25 protein-coding genes are annotated in these 24250 nt (G+C 71.4%); 10 read left to right on the top strand and 15 right to left on the bottom strand.

Going from position 1 to position 24250, the window contains the following annotated elements:
* The first annotated feature begins 66 nt into the window (after positions 1-66).
* The gene (locus E1285_RS05485) at positions 67-690 is read left to right on the top strand and encodes a hypothetical protein (protein ID WP_132148703.1); all 624 of its coding nucleotides are present in this window, start codon (positions 67-69) and stop codon (positions 688-690) included.
* A 12-nt stretch (positions 691-702) separates the two neighbouring features.
* Here the strand turns inward: E1285_RS05485 and E1285_RS05480 are convergent, their stop codons facing one another.
* From E1285_RS05480 to E1285_RS05460, 5 genes are read right to left on the bottom strand one after another with little or no spacing between them, the layout of a single operon-like run.
* A complete protein-coding gene (locus E1285_RS05480; protein WP_132148701.1) occupies positions 703-1470 on the bottom strand; it encodes a class I SAM-dependent methyltransferase in 768 nt (255 codons plus the stop codon).
* Positions 1467-2975 carry an ATP-binding cassette domain-containing protein gene (locus tag E1285_RS05475; protein WP_132148699.1) on the bottom strand — a complete coding sequence of 503 codons (1509 nt, stop codon included), beginning with the start codon at positions 2973-2975 and terminating at the stop codon, positions 1467-1469. The genes E1285_RS05480 and E1285_RS05475 overlap by 4 nt, the downstream gene beginning before the upstream one ends.
* Positions 2972-3874, bottom strand: coding sequence for an ABC transporter permease subunit (locus tag E1285_RS05470; protein WP_132148697.1), 903 nt, complete (start codon positions 3872-3874; stop codon positions 2972-2974). Before E1285_RS05470 ends, E1285_RS05475 begins: the two co-directional genes overlap by 4 nt.
* Positions 3871-4818 (bottom strand): ABC transporter permease, encoded by a 948-nt coding sequence (locus E1285_RS05465; RefSeq protein ID WP_132148695.1) that lies wholly within the window; start codon positions 4816-4818, stop codon positions 3871-3873. Before E1285_RS05465 ends, E1285_RS05470 begins: the two co-directional genes overlap by 4 nt.
* A gap of 3 nt (positions 4819-4821) precedes the next feature.
* Positions 4822-6363 carry an ABC transporter substrate-binding protein gene (locus E1285_RS05460; protein ID WP_207946422.1) on the bottom strand — a complete coding sequence of 514 codons (1542 nt, stop codon included), beginning with the start codon at positions 6361-6363 and terminating at the stop codon, positions 4822-4824.
* 496 nt (positions 6364-6859) lie between these two features.
* Between E1285_RS05460 and E1285_RS05455 the strand changes: the two genes are divergently transcribed.
* Positions 6860-8401, top strand: a complete 1542-nt coding sequence (locus E1285_RS05455) for a class I SAM-dependent methyltransferase (RefSeq protein WP_243722577.1) — start codon at positions 6860-6862, stop codon at positions 8399-8401.
* Between the two features lie 109 nt (positions 8402-8510).
* Here the strand turns inward: E1285_RS05455 and E1285_RS05450 are convergent, their stop codons facing one another.
* Together E1285_RS05450 and E1285_RS05445 are read right to left on the bottom strand one after the other, a co-directional pair.
* On the bottom strand, positions 8511-9272 hold the full coding sequence (locus tag E1285_RS05450) for an ABC transporter permease (RefSeq protein WP_132148689.1): 762 nt from the start codon (positions 9270-9272) through the stop codon (positions 8511-8513).
* Positions 9269-10216, bottom strand: coding sequence for an ABC transporter ATP-binding protein (locus tag E1285_RS05445; RefSeq protein WP_132148687.1), 948 nt, complete (start codon positions 10214-10216; stop codon positions 9269-9271). Before E1285_RS05445 ends, E1285_RS05450 begins: the two co-directional genes overlap by 4 nt.
* 143 nt (positions 10217-10359) lie before the next feature.
* On the opposite strand from E1285_RS05445, the gene E1285_RS05440 reads away from it, so the two are divergent.
* From E1285_RS05440 to E1285_RS05425, 4 genes are all read left to right on the top strand, one after another.
* Positions 10360-11469, top strand: coding sequence for a histidine kinase (locus E1285_RS05440; RefSeq protein WP_132148685.1), 1110 nt, complete (start codon positions 10360-10362; stop codon positions 11467-11469).
* Positions 11466-12116: a response regulator transcription factor gene (locus E1285_RS05435; protein ID WP_132148683.1), complete on the top strand. Its 651-nt coding sequence runs from the start codon at positions 11466-11468 to the stop codon at positions 12114-12116. Before E1285_RS05440 ends, E1285_RS05435 begins: the two co-directional genes overlap by 4 nt.
* Positions 12117-12430: 314 nt before the next feature.
* The gene (locus E1285_RS05430) at positions 12431-12823 is read left to right on the top strand and encodes an STAS domain-containing protein (RefSeq protein WP_132148681.1); all 393 of its coding nucleotides are present in this window, start codon (positions 12431-12433) and stop codon (positions 12821-12823) included.
* A gap of 128 nt (positions 12824-12951) precedes the next feature.
* Positions 12952-13491, top strand: coding sequence for a GAF domain-containing protein (locus tag E1285_RS05425; RefSeq protein WP_132148679.1), 540 nt, complete (start codon positions 12952-12954; stop codon positions 13489-13491).
* 114 nt (positions 13492-13605) lie between these two features.
* Here E1285_RS05425 and E1285_RS05420 read toward each other — a convergent pair whose 3' ends face one another.
* Positions 13606-13833: a hypothetical protein gene (locus E1285_RS05420; protein ID WP_132148677.1), complete on the bottom strand. Its 228-nt coding sequence runs from the start codon at positions 13831-13833 to the stop codon at positions 13606-13608.
* Positions 13834-14078: 245 nt separating this feature from the next.
* On the opposite strand from E1285_RS05420, the gene E1285_RS05415 reads away from it, so the two are divergent.
* Positions 14079-14282: a cold-shock protein gene (locus E1285_RS05415; RefSeq protein WP_132148675.1), complete on the top strand. Its 204-nt coding sequence runs from the start codon at positions 14079-14081 to the stop codon at positions 14280-14282.
* Here E1285_RS05415 and E1285_RS05410 read toward each other — a convergent pair whose 3' ends face one another.
* The 4 genes from E1285_RS05410 to E1285_RS05395 all read right to left on the bottom strand — a co-directional run bounded on the left by E1285_RS05410 (position 14283) and on the right by E1285_RS05395 (position 18071).
* Positions 14283-14576, bottom strand: coding sequence for a hypothetical protein (locus E1285_RS05410; protein WP_132148673.1), 294 nt, complete (start codon positions 14574-14576; stop codon positions 14283-14285).
* Positions 14577-14582: 6 nt separating this feature from the next.
* On the bottom strand, positions 14583-15614 hold the full coding sequence (locus E1285_RS46465; RefSeq protein ID WP_207946421.1) for a hypothetical protein: 1032 nt from the start codon (positions 15612-15614) through the stop codon (positions 14583-14585).
* Entirely contained in the window at positions 15611-16384 is a 774-nt protein-coding gene (locus E1285_RS05400; protein ID WP_207946420.1) for an SRPBCC family protein, read from the bottom strand. The genes E1285_RS46465 and E1285_RS05400 overlap by 4 nt, the downstream gene beginning before the upstream one ends.
* A gap of 124 nt (positions 16385-16508) precedes the next feature.
* The gene (locus E1285_RS05395; RefSeq protein WP_132148669.1) at positions 16509-18071 is read right to left on the bottom strand and encodes an AMP-binding protein; all 1563 of its coding nucleotides are present in this window, start codon (positions 18069-18071) and stop codon (positions 16509-16511) included.
* Positions 18072-18179: 108 nt separating this feature from the next.
* On the opposite strand from E1285_RS05395, the gene E1285_RS05390 reads away from it, so the two are divergent.
* The 3 genes from E1285_RS05390 to E1285_RS48080 all read left to right on the top strand — a co-directional run bounded on the left by E1285_RS05390 (position 18180) and on the right by E1285_RS48080 (position 21704).
* Positions 18180-19220, top strand: a complete 1041-nt coding sequence (locus E1285_RS05390; RefSeq protein WP_132148667.1) for a permease — start codon at positions 18180-18182, stop codon at positions 19218-19220.
* On the top strand, positions 19217-19963 hold the full coding sequence (locus E1285_RS05385) for a TIGR03943 family protein (RefSeq protein ID WP_132148665.1): 747 nt from the start codon (positions 19217-19219) through the stop codon (positions 19961-19963). Before E1285_RS05390 ends, E1285_RS05385 begins: the two co-directional genes overlap by 4 nt.
* 139 nt (positions 19964-20102) lie before the next feature.
* Positions 20103-21704, top strand: coding sequence for an FAD-dependent oxidoreductase (locus E1285_RS48080; protein ID WP_132148663.1), 1602 nt, complete (start codon positions 20103-20105; stop codon positions 21702-21704).
* A gap of 101 nt (positions 21705-21805) precedes the next feature.
* Here E1285_RS48080 and E1285_RS05375 read toward each other — a convergent pair whose 3' ends face one another.
* Genes E1285_RS05375 through E1285_RS05365 form a run of 3 tightly spaced genes read right to left on the bottom strand, consistent with a single transcriptional unit; the run spans position 21806 to position 24118 of the window.
* Positions 21806-22636, bottom strand: a complete 831-nt coding sequence (locus E1285_RS05375; protein ID WP_132148661.1) for a protein kinase — start codon at positions 22634-22636, stop codon at positions 21806-21808.
* Positions 22637-22646: 10 nt separating this feature from the next.
* Positions 22647-23684: a radical SAM protein gene (locus tag E1285_RS05370; protein WP_243722575.1), complete on the bottom strand. Its 1038-nt coding sequence runs from the start codon at positions 23682-23684 to the stop codon at positions 22647-22649.
* 8 nt (positions 23685-23692) lie between these two features.
* Positions 23693-24118 (bottom strand): hypothetical protein, encoded by a 426-nt coding sequence (locus tag E1285_RS05365; protein WP_132148659.1) that lies wholly within the window; start codon positions 24116-24118, stop codon positions 23693-23695.
* Positions 24119-24250: the final 132 nt, after the last annotated feature.

Genomic DNA, 24250 nt, shown 5'->3' with positions numbered 1-24250 from the left:
TCCCGGCGCGGAACGTCCGACTTCGAAACATAATGGAAGAACGGCATATCGGGGGCGGAGGGTCTGATGGACGCGGGTATGCGCGCGGGGCTGGCCGAGATCGCGGCCAAGCTGGACATCGTGCGGCGGACGGAGGCCGAGCACGGCTTCGGTGTCACCATCGAGGACCCCAAGGAGCTGGAAGACGTTCCGGAGCTTCCCGAAGGGGTGACGGCGGTCTTCCGGCTGTTCTCCTGCCTGGCAGGGGACTATTTCTGCTTCAGGCAACCCGATGTGATCCAGAACCCGGGCGCATGGAAATGGCGGCTGACGGCTCCGGGCTGTCCGCTGGGCAATCCCCTGGAGATCGGCTACGAGCGCTACGGGATCCCCGCCGCCATCCTCGAGGACATCGACGGCGGCGCCCCGGTACGCCTGGACATGAACGATGGGAGCGTCTACTACGTCGACCCGGACGACTACATCTTCTTCTACAAGAACGTCGAAGAGGAGGAGATTCCCAGCGAGGATTTCGCGGACGACGTCGTCGCCTTCTTCAACGACCACGTTCTCGGCGAGGGCTACCCGCGGCTCGTCGAGGGGGTCCTGGGGAGCCGTGCCGTCACGGAACACGACCGGCGAGGGCGGCACAAGGACAGCTGGATGAGGCTGCTCTCAGCGAGCGGCCTTCTCACCGGCCGTGTTCCGTGACGGACGAGCTCTTCAGCGCAGGGCGGCGACGAGGGCGTCGCAGTGGGAGCACCAGAGCTGGCGGGCCTCGGCGAAGCCGCGCTCGCGCAGCGCGTCCAGGTGCCACTGGGTGGTGGTGGGCCGGTCGCCGACCGGCCTGGCGCCCTTGCGGGGATCGCCGAGCATCTCGAAGCGGCGCTGGGCGAGTTCGGACAGCGCCGGGTCGTCGGCGACCTGGGTCCACCAGGTGCCCCAGTCGAGTGCGCCCTCGGCCTTCGCTCGTTCCTGGCGGGCCGTGAGGAGCGACTGGGCGGCGGCGTTGAGGCGAGGCGCGGACTCGTCGGTCATGTGGTCGGCGTTCAGGAACACGCCGCCGTCCTTCAGCACACCGCGGATCTGCCCGTACAGGACGCGCAGCGGCTCGGCGTCCAGCCAGTGCAGCGCGGTGGCGGTCACGACGGCGTCATAGGGGCCGTTCACGGCGTCGGTCCAGGCCGGGTCGGTGAGGTCGGCGGTCACGAACTCCACGCGGTCGTCGCCCTCGAAGTGACCGCGCGCCATGGTGAGCAGGACCGGGTCGTAGTCGAGGCCGGTCGAGCGGGCGCCGGGGAAGCGCTTCAGCAGCCGGTCGGTGATGCTTCCCGTCCCGCAGGCGAGGTCGAGGACGCGCGGCTCGGGGCCGGCGAGGGCCTCGACCATGTCGAGCATGACCCGGAACCGCTCCTCGCGGTCGGGCATGTACCACTCCTGCTGGCGGTCCCAGCTGTCCTGCCACGTCTGCCAGGCGAGCGTTTCCGTCATGACTTCCCTACCTTCTTCCTTGGTGGTCGTGCCGCCTGGATCAGCAGGCGGGTGGTCTCGGAGTCGGGTGCGTCCAGGACGCGGGCGAGTTCGCCCTGGTCGGCCGCGTGACCGCCGTCGAGGACGACGATCCGGTCGGCGACACGGCGGATGAGGGCCAGGTCGTGGCCGATCCACAGGATGGACGTGCCGTCCGCGCGCAGCCGGGCGACCTCGGCCAGCACGAGACCGGTGGCGGTGTCGTCGAGCGCGGTGGTGATCTCGTCGCAGATCAGGACGTCCGGGCGCGCCAGGACCGCGCGGGCGAACGCGGCGCGCTGGAGTTCCCCGCCGGACAGGGCCGCCGGCCGGCGCCGTGCGGTGTCCGCGGCGACGCCCAGCCGGGTGAGGAGGGCGGCGGCCTCCGCGGCGGCGTCGTCCGGGGGTGTCCCGCGGAGCCGGACGGCGGTGCGGGAGACCTGGTCCAGTACGGGGCGGCGCTCGTCGAACGAGCCGCGGACCTCCTGCCACACGTACTGGACGCGGCGTTTCTGCGCGCGGTCACGGCGCCGGAGCGGGGGTAGCGCGTTCCCGTCCAGGAGGACCTTTCCGCGATGCCGTTCGTGGAGTCCGGCCACGCATCGGGCCAGGGTCGTCTTGCCGCTGCCGGACGGACCGGCCACGGCGAGGCAGCCGCCCGGGGGCAGCGACAGGGAGATGCCGTGCAGGACCACGCCGCGTCCTCCCGGACGCAGCCAGGCGGTGAGGTCTTGCACCGCGAGCCGTGCCGGTTCGTCGTGCGGGAGGGTGGACGGGCTCGCGGGTTCGGTGGGGACGGGCAGCACGTCCAGGGGAGCGCCCTGCTTGGTGACACGGCCGTCCTCCAGCAGGACGACGTGGTCGGCCAAGGCGCGCACGAGGTCGTGGTCGTGGGTCAGCAGGAGCAGCGCCATCCCGTCCTCGGCGAGAGCGGCGAGTTCCTCGATGAGGCCAAGGCGGGTCACCGTGTCCAGGCCCGTGCTCGGTTCGTCCAGGATGAGCGCCTTGGGTCCGCAGGCCAGCACCTGCGCGAGCGCGACACGCTGGCGCTGGCCGCCGGAGAACTGGTGCGGGAAGCGGCGCAGCACGGACCTCTCCGGGGACAGCTGCGCCTTGCGGACCGCGTCGGCGACCGTCACGGTTCCGTGCAGCCCGGCCAGCTCCTTGATGACCGCGCCGGTGCGGCGGGCCGGGTTGAGCGCGTTGCCCGGATGCTGCGGCAGGTAGGCGATCGTCCCGCCGCGCAGGGCGGCGGCCTCCCGGGTGACGCCGTGCTCGGACACGACCGGCACGCCGTCGACATGGACGGCGCCGCCCAGCTCCACGCCCGGCGCGGATTCGCCGAGGAGGGCGAGTGCCGTCGTGGTCTTGCCGCTGCCGGACGGCCCGGCCAGGGCGGTCACCCCGCCCGCCCGGACGTCGAGATCCACCCCGCGCAGCAGGTCGGACGTGCCGGTACGGGCCGTCAGCCCGCGCACCTCGATCACCGCGCCGCCTCCACCCGCGCCGCCTCCACCCGTGCCGCCTTCACCCGTGCCGCCTTCACCCGGCGCGGCCGTTCCCGCTTCTCGTGCTTCCCGCGTTTCAGGAGGCGGTCGGCCAGGAGGTTGAGCCCGACGGTGAACATGACGAGCATCGCGGCGGGCGCGGCCACGGCCCACGGCTGGATGAGCAGCGCCTCCCGGCTCCCGGCGATGGTGACGCCCCAGTCGGGCGAAGCCGGGTCCAGGCCGAGGCCGAGGAAGTTGGCGGCGGCGACGGTGAAGACCGCGGCCGGGACGCGGGTGCCGACGTCGGCGGCGGCCACCGGCAGGACGGACCGCCCGACGTACCCGAACAGGACCCGGGCCCGGGACTCGCCCTGCACCCGCATCGCCTCGGCCACCGGCCCGCTCGCCGCGTCCAGCGCCGCCGCCCGCACCAGCCGGGCCACCGCGGGCGCGTTGATCACCGCCACCGCGAGCGCGACGGCCACCGGGCTGCCGCGCCACCCCACGCCGACCACGCTGATGACCAGCAGCGACGGGATGGGCAGGAGCAGCTCGATCGGCCGCATCATCAGCTCGTCGACCCAGCGGTGCCGGGTCGCGGCGGCGGCCAGCCCGAGCGGCCCGCCGACGAGGCAGGCGAGGGCGACGGCGCAGCAGGCGACGCCGAGGGCGCTGCGCCCGCCGCGCAGCAGCAGCCCCAGCACGTCGCGCCCGGTCCCGTCCGTGCCGAGCAGATGGCCGTTGCCCGTCACGTACGGCGCGCCGTCGTCCGGGGTGATCGCCGGGGCGAGCAGCGGCCCCAGCACCGCCGCCGTCACGGGCACGGCCAGCAGCAGCGCCGCCAGCGCGATCGTCAGCGAGGGACGCCGCCCGCGCGGCTTCCCGGGACCGGTCATCGCAAGACCTCCGTGCGCGGGGCGAGACGCTGGCAGACGAGGTCGGCGGTGACGTTGAACGCCAGCGCCAGCGCCGCCAGCAGCAGCGTCAGCGCCTGGACGGTCGGGACGTCGCGGCTCTGCACCGCCTCGATCAGGGCGGTCGCGGTGCCGGGGATCACGAAGATCGCCTCGACGATCAGGACGCCGCCGAGGAGCTGGTCGCCGGTCCGCGCGAGTTCCTGCACACCGGGCACCGCCGCGTTCGGCAGGACGTGCCGCAGCACCAGCCGGGTGCGCGGGACGCCGAGCCGCCGCGCCTGGACGGTGTAGTCCGCCTCCAAGGCGGCGATGGCGCCCGCCCGTATCTGCCGGGAGAGCGTGCAGACCGTCCGGGCGAGCAGCACGGCGACCGGCAGCACGAGCAGGACGGGGCTGGCCAGCAGGCCGCCGCCGTCGGCCCCCAGCCAGGTGGACGGCAGCCAGCCCAGGTGCAGGGAGAACGCCGCGATCAGGGCGAGGGCGAGCACGAAGTCGGGGACGGAGTTGAGGGCGAGCGTCACCGAAGTGATCACGCGGTCGGCGGCCCCGCCCTCGCGCAGCCCCGCCGTCAGGCCGAGCAGCATCGCCAGCGGCACCAGGAGCGCGGCGGTGACACCGGCGAGGACGAGGGTGGAACCGAGCGACCCGGCGACGATCTCGCGCACCGGGTTCCCGCTCACCAGCGACGTGCCGAGATCACCGGACAGCAGCCCGCCGGCCCAGTCGGCGAACCGCTCGTCCAGCGGGCGGTCGAGCCCGAGCTGCGCACGCAGGTGCGCGACCTCGTCCAGTCCCGCTTGCTCGTTGAACCGCACCTCGGCGGCGTCCCCGGGCAGCAGCGAGGTCAGCAGGAAGATCAGGACGGCCAGGAGCGCGAGCTGGACGGCGGCCAGCAGCCCGCGCCTGGCGGCGTGGCGCAGCACCGTTCAGGCCAGCCACACGTCGTCGAACCGGGCCCAGTGGACCGTGTTCGGCGGTGCCTTCCGCACCCCGTTCACGCGGGACGACACAGCGTTGAGCCAGTCGGGATGCCCCCACAGCAGCAGGCCGCCCTCGTCGCGGATCCGCCGCTGGAGCGCGCCGTACTTCTGCGTGCGCTCCTTCTCGTCGACGATCGACTGGGCCTTCCTGAACTCCTTGTCGAAGTCCTCGCGCTCCCAGGCGGTGGCGTTCTGCGGGGAGCCGGTCAGCATCCGGTCGCTGATGTAGGTCGGGATCGGGGTGGCGCCGGTGCGGTGGCTGCCGATCAGGCCCTTGTCGAGCTGGTCGGTGTAGTAGGTCTCCGGCGGGCCGTTCACGATCTTCACGCGCAGCCCCGCCTCGGCCGCCTGCTCGCGGAACAGGTTCGCCGCGTCGACGAACCCGTTCGCGGCCGTGGAGGTGTAGAAGGTCACCTCCTTGTTCAGCGCACCGCTCTTGCGCAGCAGGGCGCGGGCCTCGCCGACGTCGCGTCCGCGCTGCGGGACGTCCTCGGGGTAGTAGGTGAACCCCTTGCCGTACATGTCGTTGCCGACCACGCCGCGGCCGCCGAAGACGACCTCCACCAGGCGCTCCCGGTCGGCCAGGAGCTTGACCGCCATCGCCGCGTCGGGGTCGTCGAACGGCGGCCGGTCGGTCTTCATCACGATGCCCTCGGCGCCGCTGCGGGGCGTGGCGATGATCCGCACGTTCCGGTTCGACTCGACGACGCGGGCGAACGTCGGCGTCATCTCGTGCGCGTACTCGACCTCGCCGGCCTGGACGGCGTTGGCGCGGGCCTCGGTCTCGGCCGACAGGATGCGGATCTCGTCCAGGTGCGGCGCGCCCTCCCAGTGGTCGTCGAAGCGGCGGCCCGTGAACGACCGGCCGGCGGTGAACGAGTGCGCCCGGAACGGTCCGGTGCCGACCGGCTTGGACGGGTCGGCGTAGCCGCGCCGGACGATGTGGGTGCCGGTCATGGCGAGGAGCGAGGGCAGTTCCGCGTTCGGGCGCTTGAGCGCGATCTCCACGACCCGCTTGCCGGCGGCCCGCGAGCGGTTCAGGTCGACGGCCGCCAGCGAGGCTCGCGCTCTCCTGTCGACGCCCTTGGGGTCGAGGATGCGCGCCAGGCTGTAGAGGACGTCCTCGGCGTCCAGGACGTGGCCGTCATGGAACGTGGCGGCCCGCAGGTGGAACCGCCATACGGTCGCGTCGCCGTTGGTCTCGTAGCGTTCCGCCAGCCGGGGCACCGGCCGGAGGGTCTCGCCGAGATCCACGAGCTTGTCGAAGACCGCCTTGTGCCGGGCGATGTCGACGAACTGCCGCTGCGCGTGCGGGTCCATCGTCTCCTTGGCCCCGGAGCCGGGGAACACCGCCCGGAGGGTGCCGCCCCTGCGCGGCGTGCTGGAGCCCGTCCCGCCGGACGAGCACGAGGTGAGCAGGACCGCCCCCGCCGCTCCGGCCAGGCCGAGGAACCCCCGGCGCGTCGTACCGCCCGGCACGCTGAACACCACCCCTTACCCCGAGAACCACTCAACGCACTTATTGCGCAAATGCAACATACTTGCAAGTTAACGGTGGATCGGGACGGACCCCCTGCTTCGGGACGCGACCCACGCCGGGTGGCGAATCGACGGCGCGAGGCCCGGCGGGACAGCGCTTTGAACAGCGCTTTTGGCGCCTCCGAGAGCGCCGGAGGCCCTAACGGTCACGATCAAACGTGGGTTTGATCACAGCGCGTGTTAGCAAGAACTACCGCAGGGACCCCTTATTTCTGGCCGTGCGCAGGGCTAACGTTCGTCCTGTCCGTCCTGTCCGCACTAGTTCGTCACACTATGTGACGCATCGACCGACCAATGGTGACCACCGTGCGTCCCTTGCGGGCCGCGCACCGTCACCAGCAGCACGTCCACAGGAGGAAGTCCGATTCAGCGCCAAGAGTTCGGGGAAAATCCGACCGAGGTTCGCGACACCGATCACTACACCGAAGAGTACGTCCAGAGCTTCGTGGAGAAGTGGGACGAACTCATCGACTGGAAGCGGCGCTACGAGAGCGAAGGCAGCTTCTTCGTCGACCAGCTCAGAGAACGAGGGGTCAAGAAGGTACTCGACGTCGCCACCGGGACCGGGTTCCACTCGGTCCGGCTTCTCCAGGAGGGCTTCGAGACCGTCAGTGCCGACGGCAGCCCGGAGATGCTCCGCAAGGCCTTCCAGAACGGCTACACGTTCGGCGGCCACATCCTGCGCGTGGTGTGCGCCGACTGGCGTTTCCTGAACAGGGACGTCCACGGCGAGTTCGACGCGATCATCTGCCTGGGCAACTCGTTCACCCACCTGTTCTCGGAACGCGACCGGCGTAAGGCCCTGGCGGAGTTCTACGCCATGCTCAAGCACGATGGTGTGCTCATCATCGACCAGCGCAACTACGACTCCATCCTGGACAACGGCTTCTCCAGCAAGCACTCGTACTACTACTGCGGGGAGGAGGTCGTTGCCGAGCCGGAGTACGTCGACGAAGGTCTCGCGCGGTTCCGGTACCGCTTCCCGGACAACAGCGAGTACGCCCTCAACATGTACCCGCTGCGCAAGAACTACACGCGGCGGCTCATGCGCGAGGTCGGCTTCCAGCGCATCGACACGTACGGTGACTTCCAGGACACCTACAACGACGACGACCCCGACTTCTTCATCCACGTGGCGGAGAAGCAGTACCGGGAAGACGACATGGCAACCGGCTACTCCACGGCGGTGAACACCGCCCGCGACTACTACAACTCAAGCGACGCGGACACGTTCTACCACTCCGTCTGGGGCGGGCAGCACATCCACGTCGGCATCTACGAAGAGAACGACACCATCGACGCGGCCAGCGCCCGGACCGTCCAGCAGATGGCCTCCGGCCTGAACCTGACGCCGGACTCGCAGGTCATCGACCTCGGCGCGGGCTACGGCGGGTCCGCCCGCGAACTGGCCCGCACGTACGGCTGCAAGGTCACCTGCCTCAACCTCAGCGAGGTCGAGAACGACCGCAACCGCGCCATGAACGAGGAGCAGGGACTCGCCCACCTCATCGACGTGGTCGACGGCTCCTTCGAGTCCCTTCCGTTCAACGACAACACCTTCAACGTCGTGTGGTCGCAGGACGCCCTGCTGCACGGCGGCGACCGGATCCGCGCCCTGGAAGAGATCGCCCGGGTGCTCAAGCCGGGCGGGGACTTCGTCTTCACCGACCCGATGGCGGCCGACGGCTGCCCCCGGGACTCGCTGAAGCCCATCCTCGACCGCCTCCACCTCGAGACGATGGGTTCGCCCGGCTTCTACCAGCGCGAGATCGCCCGTCTCGGGATGCGGCCGACCTTCGAGGACCTGACCGAGCACCTCACCACGCACTACGGCAGGGTCCTCAAGGAGACCGAGGAGCGCGAGGCGGACTTCTCCGGCCAGATCAGCGCCGACTACCTCGAACACATGAAGTCGGGCCTGCGCAACTGGGTCCACGGTGGCGAGTCCGGCCACCTGAAGTGGGGAATCTTCCGCTGTAAAGCGTGAGCCCGCACAGGGCGGGACGGATGGCCGAGGCCGGGAGAGGAACGTTCCTCTCCCGGCCTCGCCGGCTCGGTCCCCCGGCTCGGTCCCCCGGCTCGGTCCCCCGGCCCGGTCAGCTCCAGCGGAACAGCTTCGCCGCCGCACCACCGGCCAGGACGATCACCGCGGCGAGCACCGCGAGCTGCGACGGGTCCGGCGCTACGCCCATCCAGGCATCGCTCATCGCCTCGACGCCCGCCCCGAAGGGCAGGTACCCGCCGAACGCGGCCAGCCCGTCGGGCAGGTTCTCGCGCGCCCCGAACCCGCCGCCGACGGCCATCATCAGGAAGAACACCACCAGGCCGATGGCCATGGCCGCGTTCGTGGACGGCGCGATCGCCGCGACCACCATCCCGAGCGCGTACATCGCCAGCGTCACCAGGCAGAACACCCCGGCGGCCGTGAAAGCGCCGCGGGGCATCGACACGTCGAAGGCCAGCCGCGCCACCAGCAGGGACAGCGCCACACCGGCCAGCACCTGCACCAGGCTGGCCAGCACCTGGGCGATCAGCAGCATCGCCGGATGCGCGGGGGTGACCCCCAGCCGCCGCAGCACGCCCTCCTTGCGGTACGACGCGAGCACCGCCGGCATGTTCACCGTGCCGATGATCGCCACGACCATCACCATGGTCAGCGGGACGACGTAGGCGTCCAGAGCGGGAAGCCCGCGGAACTTCCCGTCGCCCCGGCCGTCGGAGCCCAGCCCGTTCATCACCATGATCAGCATGGGCAGGCCGAGCGGAATGACCAGCCCTGGGGTGTCCCGGACGACCAGTTTGGCCTCGGTCCAGGTGAGCAGCGCCCACGAGCGCGCCGAGGGCCGGTACGCCGTCATCCCGCCTCCCTCTCGCCGCGCGGCCGGACGGCCCCGTCCTCGCGCGCCCCCCGGCCCGTCAGGGCGAGGAACGCGTCGTCGAGCGTGGCGTGTTCGAGCCTCGTCTCGGTGGCGACGACGCCGTGCCGCACCAGCGCCGAACTCACCGTGTGCAGCAGGTTCCCGGTTCCGGTGACCACGGTCTCGCCTCGTTCGGTGCGCACCTCACCGACGCCGTCGAGCCCGGCCAGCAGCGTCGCGTCGAACGGTGCGGCCACCCGGAACCGGACGCGCTGCGGAGCGTCCAGCCGCGCGATCAGCCCGCCCGGCGTGTCCAGCGCGGCGAGCCGGCCCCGGTCGAGGACCGCGATGCGGTCGCACAATCGCTGGGCCTCGGCCATGAAATGCGTGACGAGCAGCACGGTCACGCCGGTGTCGCGGATCTGCTCGATGAGCTCCCAGGTGCCCTGGCGCGCCTGCGGGTCGAGGCCGGTGGTCAGCTCGTCGAGCACCGCGACCCGCGGCCTGCCGATCAGCGCCAGCGCGACCGACAGCCGCTGCGCCTGGCCGCCCGACAGCCTGTCGTACGCCGTGTCGCGCTTGCCCGCCAGCCCCAGCTCCTCCAGCAGCCGGTCCGGATCGGCGCCGTCGGGATAGAACGACCGGTACAGCTCGATCGCCTCGCCGACCCGCAGCTTCTCCGGCAGGGCCTCCTTCTGCAACTGCGCGCCCAGCACCTGCCTGAGCCGCGCACGGTCGCGCTGCGGATCCAGGCCCAGCACGCTGATCCGGCCCCGGTCGGGCCGCCGCAGCCCCTCGACGCACTCCACGATGCTCGTCTTGCCGGCGCCGTTCGGGCCGATGATCCCGAATATCTCACCCTCGTCCACGGTGAAGGACACATCGTCCACGGCGACCGTCCCGCCGTACCGCTTGCACAGTCCCTCGACCTCCACTACCGGCATCGCCACATCCCTTCCCCCTCTGTAACAGCAGGTCAGAACGCTAGGCGGGCGGCACCCCCGGCCGCGCGTGCCGGAGGTCACGACCCGCGCCCATGACTTCCGGCACGGTCGGCCCCCGCCGCGCCGCCCGTATGCTTCGGGACATGGCCAGATCCCATCTCGAAATCTGGGGTGCGGCGAGCGCGGTGGCGGTGTGCCTGGTGGTCGGGGCGCCGGTCTTGTTCATCGACGAGGACCTCACGCTCGGGCCGGACTGGGTGTGGTGGTCCTGCTACCTGGGGTTCCTCGCGCTGTTCACGCTGGCGATGGTGGACGTCGTGCCGGGGCGCAGTGGCCGCCTCCCCCTGATCGGACTCGTGGCGGCCGGGCCCGCGGCGGTGCTGCTGGCCCCGGGCTTCGGCTGGCTCCCCATCCTGCTCGTGTTCGCCACCGCGCTCCTCGCGCACCTGACGTCGATGCGCATCGTCATCGCGGTGCTCGCGCTGAACAGCGCGACGGCCGGCGCGGCGCCGCTGCTGCGGGACGGCTCGATCCTGGACGTGACGCTGACCGCGTTGATCTACGCGATGCTGCAGATCTGCACGGTGTGGGCGGTGCGCAGCGAGCAGCGGGAGGCCGCCGCCCGCGAGCGCCTGGCCGTGGCCAACACCGAACTACGCGCCGCCACCGCGCTGCTGGCCGAGTCGAGCCGGTCCGCCGAGCGGCTGCGCATATCCCGCGAACTGCACGACCTCCTCGGCCATCAGCTCACCGCGCTCGTCCTCGAACTGGAGGTCGCCGCACACCACAGCACGCCGCCCGCCGACGGGCACGTGGAACGCGCCCGCGGGCTCGCCAGGGACCTGCTCGGCGACGTGCGCTCGGCCGTCGGCGAACTCCGCGCCCGCACCCCGCCCCTCCGCCAGGCGCTCACGGAGATCGTCGCGGATCTGCCGCACCCGCGCGTCCACCTGAGCGTCGACGACTCCGCCGAACCGGACGAGGCGTGCACGGCCGCGCTGATCCGCTGCGTGCAGGAGGTCGTCACGAACACCATCCGCCACTCCGGCGCCGGGAACCTGTGGATCGACGTCGCCCAGGCCGGCGACGGGGAGATCGTCCTCACCGCACGCGACGACGGCCACGGCACCTCGGTCCTGCGCCTCGGCAACGGCCTGACCGGCGTGAGGGAACGCATCGCGCAACTTGACGGCGCGGTCTCGTTCGACACCCGGTCCGGCTTCACGGTCAACGCCAAGGTCCCGGCTCCGTGATCCGCGTAGGCGTCGCCGACGACCAGACGCTCGTGCGCCAGGGGATCCGGCACCTGCTGGAGCTGTCCGCCGAGGTGACCGTCACCGCGGAGGCCGGCGACGGCGACGAGGCACTGGCGATCCTGGAATCCGACCCCCCGGACGTCCTCCTCCTGGACCTCCGCATGCCCCGCCGGGACGGCATCGCCACCCTCGTCGCCATGCGGGAGCGCGGCATCACCGTCCCCACCCTCGTCCTGACCACGTTCGACGACGACGAACTGGTGCTGCGGGCCCTGCGCGCCGGCGCGTCCGGCTACCTGCTCAAGGACGTCACCCTCGACCAGGTCGTCGGCGCCATCCGCACGCTCGCGGACGGCGGCACGCTCGTCCAGCCCGCCCTGACCGAGCGCCTGCTCCAGGCCACCAGGCGGCTCCCCGACCCGGACGAGATCCAGGACCTCCCGCCCCAGCCGCTCACCGACCGGGAACAGGACGTCCTGCGCCTGCTGGCCGGCGGCTACGCCAACCGCGAGATAGCCGAAGCCCTGCACCTGGCCGAGGGCACCGTGAAGAACCACGTGTCCAGCCTCCTGGCCAAGCTCGGCGTCCGAGACCGCACCCGCGCCGTCCTCAAGGCCCTCCACCACGGCCTGCTGGACCGCTAGCGCCTCCGGCCGGTCGCCACCCCCCCGTGCCGAGCCGAGCCGCGCGATGGGGTAGGAGGGCGTAAGCTTGGGTTGAGCAAGGGTTCTCGACGCGAGTGACCAAGCCCGCGTCCCCCTGCTTTCCCGATACTCGGTCTCCTTCGGGGGCCCAGACAGGTCCGGCGCCCATGACGCCGCAACACCAGCCCTCCTGGACGTCCGCCGCCTGCGCGTTCTTCACCACGGGCTGACGGCCCGGGGTGAGGTACGCGCCACCGTCCGGGACAGGCTTCGCCCGTGAACGGCACTCATTGACTCCGGATCGGAGATCCAGCATGCCCACCGACGTTTCCGCCTCGGCCTTGTCCGAGGCGGGCCTGAGCCGCGAGAGGCTCGGGGAACACACCATCGTCGCCATCAGCGGCGAACTCGACATCGCAACGACGCCGTCGCTGCGCGAGCGCCTGAACGCCGCGCTGCGCGACACCGGACCGCACGTGGTCATCGACCTGTCGGGCGTGACCTTCTGCGACGCGTCCGGCCTGGCCCTGCTCGTCGGCGCACGCCGGCGGACGCAGCCCAGGGGCGTCACCCTGGTCCTCGCCGGGCCGCGCCCGCAGCTGAACAGGCTGCTGCGCGTCACCGGCCTGTCCCGTGTCTTCACGGTCCACCCCACCGTCACCGCCGCGCGGCTCGGCCGTCCCGGCATCCGATCGGCCGCGGCCTGACCGCGCGAGGCCCCGAGGGGCCGGACTTTGGAGGCGGCGGCGACGATCCGGCGCCCGTCCACTGGGGTCCGCCGGGAGCCGTCCACGCCTCGGACGACCACCGGCGGTTCGCCGCGTCGTCCGAGGTGATGACCGCGGTCCTGGACGGTACCGGCCTGCCCGGCCTGCTGAACCTCGTGGCAGTGCACGCGCGCGCGATGGCGCACGTCCCGCTGGCGTTCATCGCCCTGCCCGCGGAGGACCCCAACATGCTCCGGATCGATGTCGCCGTCGGCGCTGACGGCGACAGGATCCGCGGGCTGACGGTGCGGCGCGGGCGATCGATGCTCGGCCGCGCGTTCAGCACCCGCCGGGCCCTGTCCGCGCGGATCGCCGCCGACCAGACGCTCAGCGTCCTGCCGGCCGGCCCGATCCTGATCCTGCCGCTGGAGACAGGTGAGGGCACCCGCGGGGTGCTCGCCGTCCTGGGGCGTCCGGGCGCGGAGCCGTTCAACCCGCGCACCGCCCGCCAGTTGCTTCTTTTCGCTGACATGTCCGCCCGGCTGATCGAGCTGGCCGAAGGCGTCCGCGCGACCGCCTCGGCGGATCCCGCCGCCGACGGCGCGCACATCGTCCGCGATCTCCGCCCCCTCGGCCCACGCGAACGTGAGGCGACCGGGCGGGAATGACGGAGTTCGACCGCCCAGGCCGGCGTGTCCCGGGCCTGGGTGGGGTCTTCCGGCTCGCGGCGCCCGCCCGATTCCGGGATGTGAGGCGCTGCCGTGCCGGTTCCGAGCGGAAGCTCAGAGCTTGAAGAGTTTCGTGTAGGGGGCGGGAATCCTGACGGTGCGTGTCCCGAAGTCGACCAGGACGGCGTGGCCGTCCTGGACCTCCAGGACGCGTCCGAGGCCGTACTTGTCGTGGGTGACCTGGTCCTGGAGTGCGAACTCCTTGGCGGGCGGGGCCGCGGCCGGTGGCTTGAAGGGGCTGGTGGGCAGGTGTCTACGCCTGGCGGGTCCGGTGGGTTTCATCACTCCCAGTATGCGCCTATCTGAGCAGTCTGGGGAGTCTGTCCAGCAGGTGATGGCAAAATTCCTCCCGCCGGCTCGTGTGGTACTCTGTTGGTAGTTGCGGTTCCCATAGACATTCTTGTGCGCCTGCGGGTTCGTCCTCAGGCGCATTTTTGTTGTTCTGGATCTTCCGGGTGGGCCTATCGCGGCGTCCCGGCCGCACAAGGTGTGCGGCGGGGAAACCGACCCAGAAGAAGGAGAAAATCATGGCCAGCGGTACCGTCAAGTGGTTCAACGCTGAAAAGGGCTTCGGCTTCATCGAGCAGGACGGCGGCGGCGCCGACGTCTTCGCCCACTACTCCAACATCGCGGGCAACGGCTTCCGTGAGCTCCAGGAGGGGCAGAAGGTTTCGTTCGACGTCACCCAGGGCCAGAAGGGCCTCCAGGCGGAGAACATCGTCCCCGCCTGATCACCGACGGCGCGGCGGGCGAGCCTGAGGGCCGCCCGCCGGCTTGTCGTCGCGCAGCCTCGCTGCGATGGCGTAGTCGATCCGGACGTCGCGGTAGGTGATGTTCTCCTCGACCTCGTCGGGCAGGTCGGTGCGCGTGCTTCCGGACGCGGAGTCGTCACCGGCGTCGCCGGTGAACTCCACGCGGCTTTCGGGAGCGGTCCCGAAGCAAAGCTCGTCGGCCTTCACTCTGGCCGTGAAGAGGATGTCCGCCGTCCGCTGAAGCTCCGGTTCCGGATGCTCATCGCGGCTCACGGCCACTCACCCCTTCACCATCCGCAGCAGCGCCCGCCCCAGGTCGCGCACGGAATCCTCGGCCTCCTGCAGAGCGTTCTGAACGGCACCGCCCTCTTCTTCCTCGCGGTCGGCCGTCCCGTCTTGATCAGCCGAGGTCTCAGCGTCCCCCCGGTCTTCCGACCCGTCAGCACTCCCGCCTTCGCCGGCATCCTGGCCGGTGTCCTCGTCCTGGCCGGTGTCCTCGTCCTGGCCGGTGTCATCCGGGGCGGTTCCGGCGACGCCCTTCGCGGCCTCGCCCGCGCCTGCGGCCGCGCCCCCGGTGCCCTTGCCCACGTCCTTGGCGGCGCTCCCGGCGCCCTTGCCCACGTCTCGGGCCGTGTCGGCGGCTCCCTCGCCGACGTCCTGCACCGCTCCGCCGGCACCCTCGCCCACGTCCTCCACAGCGCTGCCGGCGCCCCTGCCGACGTCTTCGACCGCCCCGCCGGCACCCTCACCGACGTCCTCGACGGCGCTCCCGGCACCCTCACCGACATCTTCGACGGCGCTCCCGGCACCCTCACCGACGTCTTCGACGGCGCTGCCTGCTCCCTTGCCGATTTCGCCGACCGCTGAACCGGTTCCGGCGCCGATGTGGCGTGTCGCCGACTCCACACCGCGGCCGATGTGCTGGAGGATCTCCGGGTTCCGGTCGAGGGTGGTCAGCACGCGGTTGACGATCACGGCCACGTTGTCGAGCCGGACGTCCAGCTGCGCCTCCGCCTCGACCCCCTTGATCTGCAGCTCGACCTTGCCGAGGTACACGTCCGCGCCGACGTTCAGCTTGAGCATGTCGAGGACTTGGGCCACGAGCGATACGTGCGCCTCCAGGTTGTCGACCTCAAGGGAGATCTCGTCCACCTTGAGCATGGGGACATTGAGGTGGACGTCCGGCCCATCTCTCGGACTCGGCTGGTTCTCCCGCTCGTAGACCCTGCCGACCGCGGCTTCCCGCCCCTGATCGGCGTCATCGCGTTCCTGGCCGCGCTCCGGCTCGCCCGACGTGCTGTAATCCGTCATTCGGCCCGCTCCTTCTCCTCCTGGACGGCCTCCTCGTGCGTCTTGACCACCTCGCCGTCGCGGATCTCGCCGCGCCAGCCCTCGGTCTCGTCCTGGGCCAGGAGGGTGCGCGTCATCATGTGCCGCTTGATGTGCTTGAAGTCCAGGCGGAGGCGGCGTCCCTGGGCCCGCCACAGGTTGGCGGTCTTCTCCAGGAAGCCGTCGGGGTGGTACTCGGCCACGAGCATGATCCGGGTCATGGTGGGGGCCAGCTCGTGGAACGTCACGGCGCCGTCGACGTAGCCCTTGGCGCCCTTGGACTTCCAGACGATCCGCTCATCGGGGACCTGCTCGATGATCGTGGACTCCCAGCTGCGGTGCGACAGGAAGATCTGGGCCCGCCAGTTGACCTTCTCGTCGGACTCCTGGTCGACGCTCTCGACCTTGCGGGTGAAGGACGGGTAGTCGCCGAACATCGTCCACTGGCCGTAGGCGACCCGTCTCGGCAGTCCGACGTCGAACTCTTCGACGATGTTGACGACCTTGCCCTCACCGCTGTCCTGGCCGCCGCCCTGGCCGTCGCCGCCGTCCTGGTCTTCGTCGGGCTTCCCGTCGCCGTCCGTGCCGGGAAGCAGGCGGGTGAGGCCCCGGATGCCGCCGCTGGTCTTCTCCAGCGTCTGCACCGCGGCCGCTTTGGCGATCCCCTGGCCCGCATGCTTCAGCTGCTCGGTGGGCAGCAACCCGGCCAGCCCCCGGCCGAGGGCCCCGACCCCGGCGCCTGTCTCCATCATGATCATCACTTCGCCTCGTCGAGGTGCCGTACCGGCTCGTACGGCTGAGTACCGGCATAGCCGTAATCACCGCGACGAAACGACCTTTATTAGCCCTGACCAGGGGAGATAAGGATCTACCGCGCTAGGGGTTCGACAGGTGGCGCTCCTTCAGGGCGGCCTTGTGGATCTTGCCTACCGGGGTCAGCGGGACCTCGGTGGTGACCACGAACTGGCGGGGGATCTTGTAGTCGGCCAGGCGCTCCCGGCAGTAGGCGGTGAGTTCCTCCGGAGTGGGCGGTTCGGAGTCGGGGCGCGGGACGACGTAGAACCGGCCCACCTCGCCCAGCACCTCGTCGGGGACGCCGATACCGGCGGCCATCGCGACCTTCGGGTGGGCGGTCAGGACGTTCTCGATCTCCACCGGGTACACGTTGAAGCCGCCCTGGATGTACATCTCCTTCTTGCGGCCGCGCAGTACGAGATGCCCGTCCGGCTCCATGGCGACCATGTCGCCGGTGGCGAGCCAGCCGTCCGGCAGGAAGACCTCGGCGGACTCCTCGGGCATGTCCCAGTAGCCGGCGGCAACGCAGTCGCCGCGGACCTCGAGTTCGCCGGTCTCCCCCGGCGGCAGGACGTCCCCGTCGAGACCGGTCACGCGGGCCTCGAAGTCGCCGATGACCACGCCCAGGGTGCGGGCGACCGTCTCCGGGGCGTCGTCCAGCAGCGAGAGCACGCACGCGCCCGACGATTCGGACAGGCCGTACAGCCCGTAGAGCGGGGCGCCGGGGAAGCCGCGCCGGATCTCCTCCGCCAGCGCGGGCTCCACGTTGGACCCGCCCGCCACGCAGAGCCGGACGGACGAGAGGTCGTGGCCGGCGAAGTCCTCCCGGCCGAGCATCAGCACGTACATCGTCGGCACCGCGCCGCAGAAGGTCACCCCGTGGCGCTCGATGGCGCGCAGCGCCGCGTCCGGGCCGAACGCGGGCAGCAACGCCACCGCCCCTCCGCTGACCAGCGCGGACATGATGGTGCAGGTGATGCCGCCGACATGGTTGAACGGCAGATGGCCGAGCAGGACGTCGCCCTCGGTCATCTGGAAGTGGTCCGCCTGCGCCCGCGCGGAGGCCAGGATGCTCTGGTGCGTGATCGTCGCGCCCTTGGGGCGTCCGGTCGTCCCCGAGGTGTAGAGGATCATCAGGGGGTCGGCCGGGTGCACGGCGTCGCGCGCCGCCGCCAGCCTGGCCGGGTCGGGCGGCGTCGCGGTCAGCTCGTCGAACGTCCCGCTGCCCGCGAAGCCGCCGCCGAAGAACACGTGGTCGGTCACGCCGGGGAGGCGGTCCCGGGAGTCCTCGAAGAACGCCGCGAAGTCGAAGTCGGGGACGGCGTCGATGCTGATGACCGTCCGGGCGCCGCTCTGGCCGAGCATGTAGGACAGCTCTTGCTCCCGGTAGCGCACGTTGAGCGGGACGACGACCGCGCCGATCCGCGCGGCGCCGAAGAGGGCCGCCAGCCATCGCGGCGTGTTGAGGTCCAGCAGCGCGATCCGGTCGCCACGGCCGATCCCGCGCGCCAGCAGCCCGGCGGCGACCCGGTCGGCCAGCTCGTCGAACTCGGTGAACGTGATGGTGTCGTCGCCGTCGTGCAGGAACGCCTTGCCCCGCGCCGCCGCGTCCCGCAGCGCCGCCCCGACCGTCTTCGCTCGCATGCCGCCTCCCAACGCCGATACTCATCAACGATCACTGATCGGGCCCCCATCTGCCAAGACCCGTCATCCCTGGTGAGCGGGTGAGATCTCGTCGCGGATTCTGGAACGATGACGGGCATGACCGACCGCGTCGGCCTGCGCACGGCCGAGGACGATCTGCTGCCGCCCGCGGACTGGGGGCGCCGCGACCCCGCGTCGCCGGGGACCCGTGCCGCGTGGGCGTTCGGCCTGCTGGCCGCTTTGCTGGTGCTCGGGCGGATGTGGGTGGCGCCGCACGTCGACGCCGGCGCCCTCGACGCCTGGACGACGATCTTCGTCGCGGTGTGCGTCCAGGCGCTGCCGTTCCTGGTGTTCGGGGTCGCGCTGTCGGCCGCGATCACCGCGTTCGTCCCGGCGTCGCTGTGGCGGCGCGTGCTGCCGCGCCGGCCGGGGGCCGCGGTGCCCGTCGCGGGCGCCATGGGCGCCGTCCTGCCGGGGTGCGAATGCGCGTCGGTGCCGGTCGCGGGCGGGCTGATGGCCCGCGGGGTCGTGCCCGCCGCCGCGCTGACCTTCCTGCTCGCCGCACCCGCGATCAACCCCATCGTGCTGATCGCCACCGCGGTCGCCTTCCCCGGGCAGCCGGAGATGGTGGTGGGACGTTTCGTCGCCTCCCTGCTGGTGGCCGTGCTGGCGGGCTGGACGTGGCTGCTGATCGGCAAGGGCGAGTGGATCAAGATCCCGTCCCGTCCGGAGGTGCACGGGAGGGCCGGGCGCGTGGAGGCGTTCCGGCAGGCCATGCGGCACGACATCGTCCACGCCGGAGGGTTCCTGGTCGTCGGCGCCTTCGCGGCCGCGACGATCAACGTCGTGGTGCCCTCCGCCTGGGTGTCCGCGGCGGCCGACAATCCCGTCGTCTCGGTGATGCTGCTGGCGACGCTGGCCGTGCTCATGTCCATCTGCTCGGAGGCGGACGCGTTCGTCGCGGCCAGCCTGTCGCAGTTCTCGACGACCGCGAAGCTGACCTTCCTCGTCGTCGGGCCGATGGTGGACCTGAAACTCATCGCCCTGCAGACGGGCTTCTTCGGCCGCCGCTTCGCGGTCCGTTTCGTCCCGCTGACCTTCTGCCTCGCGGTCGGGGTCAGCGTCCTGGTGGGAGGGCTGCTGTCATGACCAAGGCCGCGCAGAACCTGCTGCTGGTGTTCCTCGGCGTCGCCGTCCTGTGGATCACGCTGGGCAGCGGCGAGTACGTCAACTACGTGCGGCCCGGCTTCCGGTACCCGCTGGTGGCCGCCGCGGTGGCGCTGCTGGCGCTGGGCGGCGCCGGAATGCGCCGGGAATGGCGGGACGCCGGAGACCACGCCGGGCACGCGGACCACGCCGACGGGCACGATCATTCGCGCGGCCCCAAGGTGGCGTGGCTGCTCGGCCTGCCCGTGCTGGCGATCTTCGTGATCGCTCCCCCGGCGCTCGGATCGTTCACCGCCGCCCGGAACGCCGACCGCACGGCCCAGCCGCCCGCCCCGCCGGACAACGGTTTCCGTCCCCTGTCGGCGGCGGGCGGGCCGGTCGAGATGTCCATGAGCGAATTCCTCGGCCGCGCCCACGAGGCCCAGACCGGTGATCTCGCGAAGCTCGCGGGCGTCCCCGTGCGGCTGACCGGATTCGTGGGCCCGGCCGGTGAGGGCCAGGCCGGGTGGCAGATCATCCGGATGAAGGTCGCCTGCTGCGCGGGGGACGCCGTGCCGTTCCCGGTCAGGGTGCGCGGCCTTCCGCAGCCGCCCGCCGACTCGTGGGTCCGGGTCGTCGGCGTCTGGGAGCCGCCCACCGGCGCTCAGCGCAACAGGACGGTCATACACACGCTCCGGGCCCGGTCCGTCCAGAAGGTCGAGAAGCCCGGCAACCCGTACGAGTAGTCCCGGGTTCCGGTCACCGGGACCTTCCGCCCGCAGGGCGTCACGGAGCTTCTACCGTCGGGCCGTTGGGGATGATCGGGCCAGGCGCGGGTCCGCATGACCGGCCGCCTTCCGTCGGCGGCCGCTGAGAGGAACGCGCATGGACCAGACCGCTGATTACGTCATCGTGGGGGCCGGCAGCGCGGGGTGCGTGCTGGCGAAGCGGCTGGCCGAGTCGGGGGCGGACGTCGTCCTGGTGGAGGCCGGCGGGCCCGACCGGACCGCGCTCGTGCGCAAGCCGGGGCTCATCGCGGTCTTCCACAATGTGCCGCAACTGAAGAAGCGGCTGGACTGGGGCTTCTACAGTGCCCCTCAGGTGAACGCGCTCGGCCGGAAGATCCCGCAGACCAGGGGCCGCGTCCTCGGCGGCTCGGGGTCGATCAACGGGATGCTGTTCGTGCGCGGCAACCGCAGGAACTTCGACGACTGGGCGGCCGACGGCTGCACCGGCTGGGGTTACGACGACGTCCTGCCCAGCTTCAAGCGGATGGAGACCTGGGAGGACGGCGAGACCGGCCTGCGCGGCGCGGACGGGCCGATCCGGGTGACCCGGCAGCGGGACCTCACGCCCGCGTCCGAGGCGTTCCTGGAGGCGATGGCCGAGACGGCGGGCGTGAAGCGGAACGACGACTACAACGGCGAGGTCCAGGACGGCGCGTCGACCTTCCAGCAGAGCGTGGCCGAGGGGCTGCGCTACAGCTCGTCCGTGGGCTACCTGGACGACCACGGCCTGCCGAACCTGACGATCCTGACCAAGGCGATGGTGGAACGCGTGACGGTCCGGGACGGGCGCGCCACGGGCGTGGAGGTCGTCACCGGGAAGGAGCGCGGGACGATCCGGGCGACCCGCGAGGTGATCCTGGCCGCCGGGGCGTTCGGCTCGCCGCACCTGCTGATGCTGTCCGGGGTCGGCCCCGCGGACCACCTGCGGGAGCACGGCATCGACGTCCACGCGGACCTGCCCGTCGGGGACAACCTCCACGACCACATGTTCCTGCCGATGACCTTCCTCATGGACACGGCCCGCCACCGGGGTACCGCCCCCTACTTCGCGTCCGGCGTGGCGAAGGAGTGGACGCGCGGCGGCACGTGGGTGGCGCGCAGCGTGTTCGAGGGCGTCGGCTTCGTCCGCAGCCCGCAGGCCGGCGACATCCCCGACCTGCAGATCCACACGCTGCCGTGGTCGTATCCGTTCCCCAACCAGGACGCCCCGACGCGGCACAAGGTGGACAAGCGCCCCGCCCTCACGATCATGCCGACGCTGATCTACCCGAAGAGCCGGGGGACGGTGCGGCTCGCGTCCGCCGACCCGGCCGCCGCGCCGGTCATCGACCCGGGCTACCTCAGCGAGCCCGACGACGCCCGGCTGCTGCTGGACGGCATCGACCTCGTCCGCGAGATCATGGCCAACAAGATCATCTCCGCCGGGGTGGGCGCCGAGCTGTCGCCCGGCCCGGACTTCCCCGACCGCGCCGCGATGGCCAGGGAGCTGCCGAACCGGGCGACGACCGTCTACCACCCGGTCGGCAGCTGCCGGATGGGCGCCGACGAGCGCGCCGTCGTCGACCCCGCGCTACGGGTCCGCGGCATCGAGGGCCTTCGCGTGGCCGACGCCTCGATCATGCCGAGCATCACCGGCGGCAACACCGCCGCCCCCAGCATGATGATCGGCGAACACGCCGCCGGCCTGATCCTCGGCTAGGTGGCCACCAGGTCCACCTGCCATCGACCGGTTTCCGCAGGTCTTGGCGGGCTGTGGCCGCCGGTCGGGGATGTTCACCGGTCGTGTGATCTGGCGGGACATCAAGTGATGCCCGGCGGTGCCTGCGCCGGGCAGTTCGGCGAGCCGTCCCCAAGACGCCAATCGGCCCACTCCTGGGCGGCGTCGGCCATCGCCTGCATCCACGCCACGTCGGGATACCGCCGGGCGAAGCCGACCTGCATCCGCGCGTTCGCCGCCGCGAACTCGTCAAGCGCCTCGGGATCGGCGCCTGTCCACGCCGAGCATCCGGCAACGACACCCTCGGCCGCCTCCGCCCGGTACCCGGTCGCGATGAGCTGCACGACGAGCAGGGCCGGGTCGATGAACGCCGCGCCCCTGGTGGGCCACGCCCAATCGACCGCCCATACTGCCTGGTCACCGATGAGGATGTTGTCGGGCTGGATATCGGTGTACAACAGCGTGTCACCCTGCAGCAACTCGGGCCGATCGGTGTGGCGATCCCACCGGGTCTCCTGCCAGCCCGCGGCGACGTCGGGGAGTGGCAGGGCGCTGATGCGGCCGAGGACATCGACCACAGCGGACATGTCGGGAGACCCCGGCTCGAAGACGGAGGGCCGGCCGTCGACGACCTCGAAGCCGAGCGCGAGCCACTCGCTGCTCTCGGCTTTCCAGAGGACAGCCGGGGAGATCGGCTGCACATGGGGGTTGACGAGTCCTTCCCGGACCAGGGAATCGCGTCGGCCGCCAGGGCGGTCACGCACCGCCTTGACGAACCATCGGCCCGCCTCAGACGAGACCAGGGCGGTGACGTCCGAGGAGTGCCCGCGCTCGGTCGCCTCAATGCCGGTGATGACACCGGTGTGGGGGGACAGGACCTCGGCGAGCCCCGCAGGCCCGGGAAGGTCGCTCATCGGTTTCTCCTCAGGTGCGTGGGCTGCAGCCGCTTCCGGGGTACCCGGGACGGCATTCGTCGTCGGGGTCGCAGTCGGTGATGGCGGGAACGGCAGCGCCGATGGTGGCCGTGGCGTCGGTCATGGCGGCGCCGCTGACGATAGCCGCCAGGGGCGCCTCGCGGACGTTGCCCACGCCCATCCAGCTCGACATCGGGCACGGCGACACCTGCCCGTCGGGGTCGACGGCGGCCTTGTCCGTGCCGCACCGCCCGCACAGGTCGGCCGGGTCGGGGGCCTGGCCGTGGGCGGCGCGGCCGAACGGCCGGACGCGGTCGATCTTGATGCGGGTAACGCCGATGGACTCCAGGTCGTGGCGGGCCTTGTGCGCGGTTTCGGGGGCGCCGGTGTCGACGATTCCGACGCGTACCCGGATGCCGAGCTGGACGGCCTTGGCGATGTTGCCGCGGGTGAGGCGGTGGGTGGGCCGACCGGTGACCGCGTTGTGCTCGGCAGGGTCGGCGGAGTAGTAGGACGTGGCGATCGAGATGCCGTCGCGCTGGAGCAGGTCCCACCATCGGGCGGGGATGTGGACGAGGTTGCTGTAGACCTCGACGTCGAGGTCGAGGTCGAGGTCGAGGGCGTGGCAGGCGATCTCGAAGGCGTCGGGTTGGGCGGTCGGTTCGCCGCCGATGAGCTGGCCCTTCTTGACGCCGCCGGCTGCGGCCTGGTCGAGGACGCCGAACCAGTCGCCGCGGGTCATGCTGCCGTGCGTCCCGTCGGGGCCAGAGGCGTTGTAGCAGTGGGTGCACTGCAGTGGGCATCTGCGGGTCAGGTCGAGCGAGATCATGGTCAGGCCGATGTTGGCCGGCCGGCGCGTGTCGGTGATGGTCATGGTGTCCCTCCAGCGGCGCGCTTCGTGGATGATGCGGCAAGTCCCGGTAACCTGCTCGACCCGGCCGCCGGTGACGAGCGCGACGTGCAGGACGTTGTCGCGCAGGTCGGCCGTCGCGTCCTGGTGCGCTTTGATGGACTGCTCTAGGGCGAACAGGTGCTCGGACGCTCGCATGTGGTGCCTCACGACGCCGCCCTCCGGGAGGCGTCCTCGGCTGCGTGCTGCGCCTCGGCCTGGAGAGCGCCGCCGATCAGCTCCCGCAGCCGATGAGCGGTGTCAGCATGCAGCCACCCGTACCCACCGAGCGGCGGGAGCCGGAACGGGAGGCGACGGGCCTCCCATGGCAGGTTCGCCTCGGGCATGTGCTGGATCACCCAGTCCGGATACTCGGCGCGTAGTTCTGCCCCTCGCGCCAGGTCCAACTGCTCGCGAAGCCCGACTTCGCTGTCGGCGCGGAGGGTGTGGACGAGCCCGTCGCGTATCTCCGACTCGGTGAGGAGCCGGTCGCGGGTGCCCCACCACGTCGTCACGCCGTTCTTGGTGGTGGCCCAGATGGACCAGCCGGCGATGTCGGCGGAGGGGGCGGGCGTTCCGGGCGTGGCAGTCATGGGTTCTCCTGGGTGTTCCTCTGTGCTGTGACGGGATCAGGAGCCAGCCAAGCCCTGGGTGTGCCGCCGGGGGGAGGTGTGAATAGGCGCGGATGGTGGCGCTTCCTTCACACGGGGTGTGGAACAAGTGGC

It is taken from the genome of Actinomadura sp. 7K507 (genome assembly GCF_004348425.1).
GTDB lineage: Bacteria > Actinomycetota > Actinomycetes > Streptosporangiales > Streptosporangiaceae > Spirillospora.
Note: the sequence above shows the minus strand (reverse complement) of the source record. Positions and strands in the feature narration are given on the sequence as shown.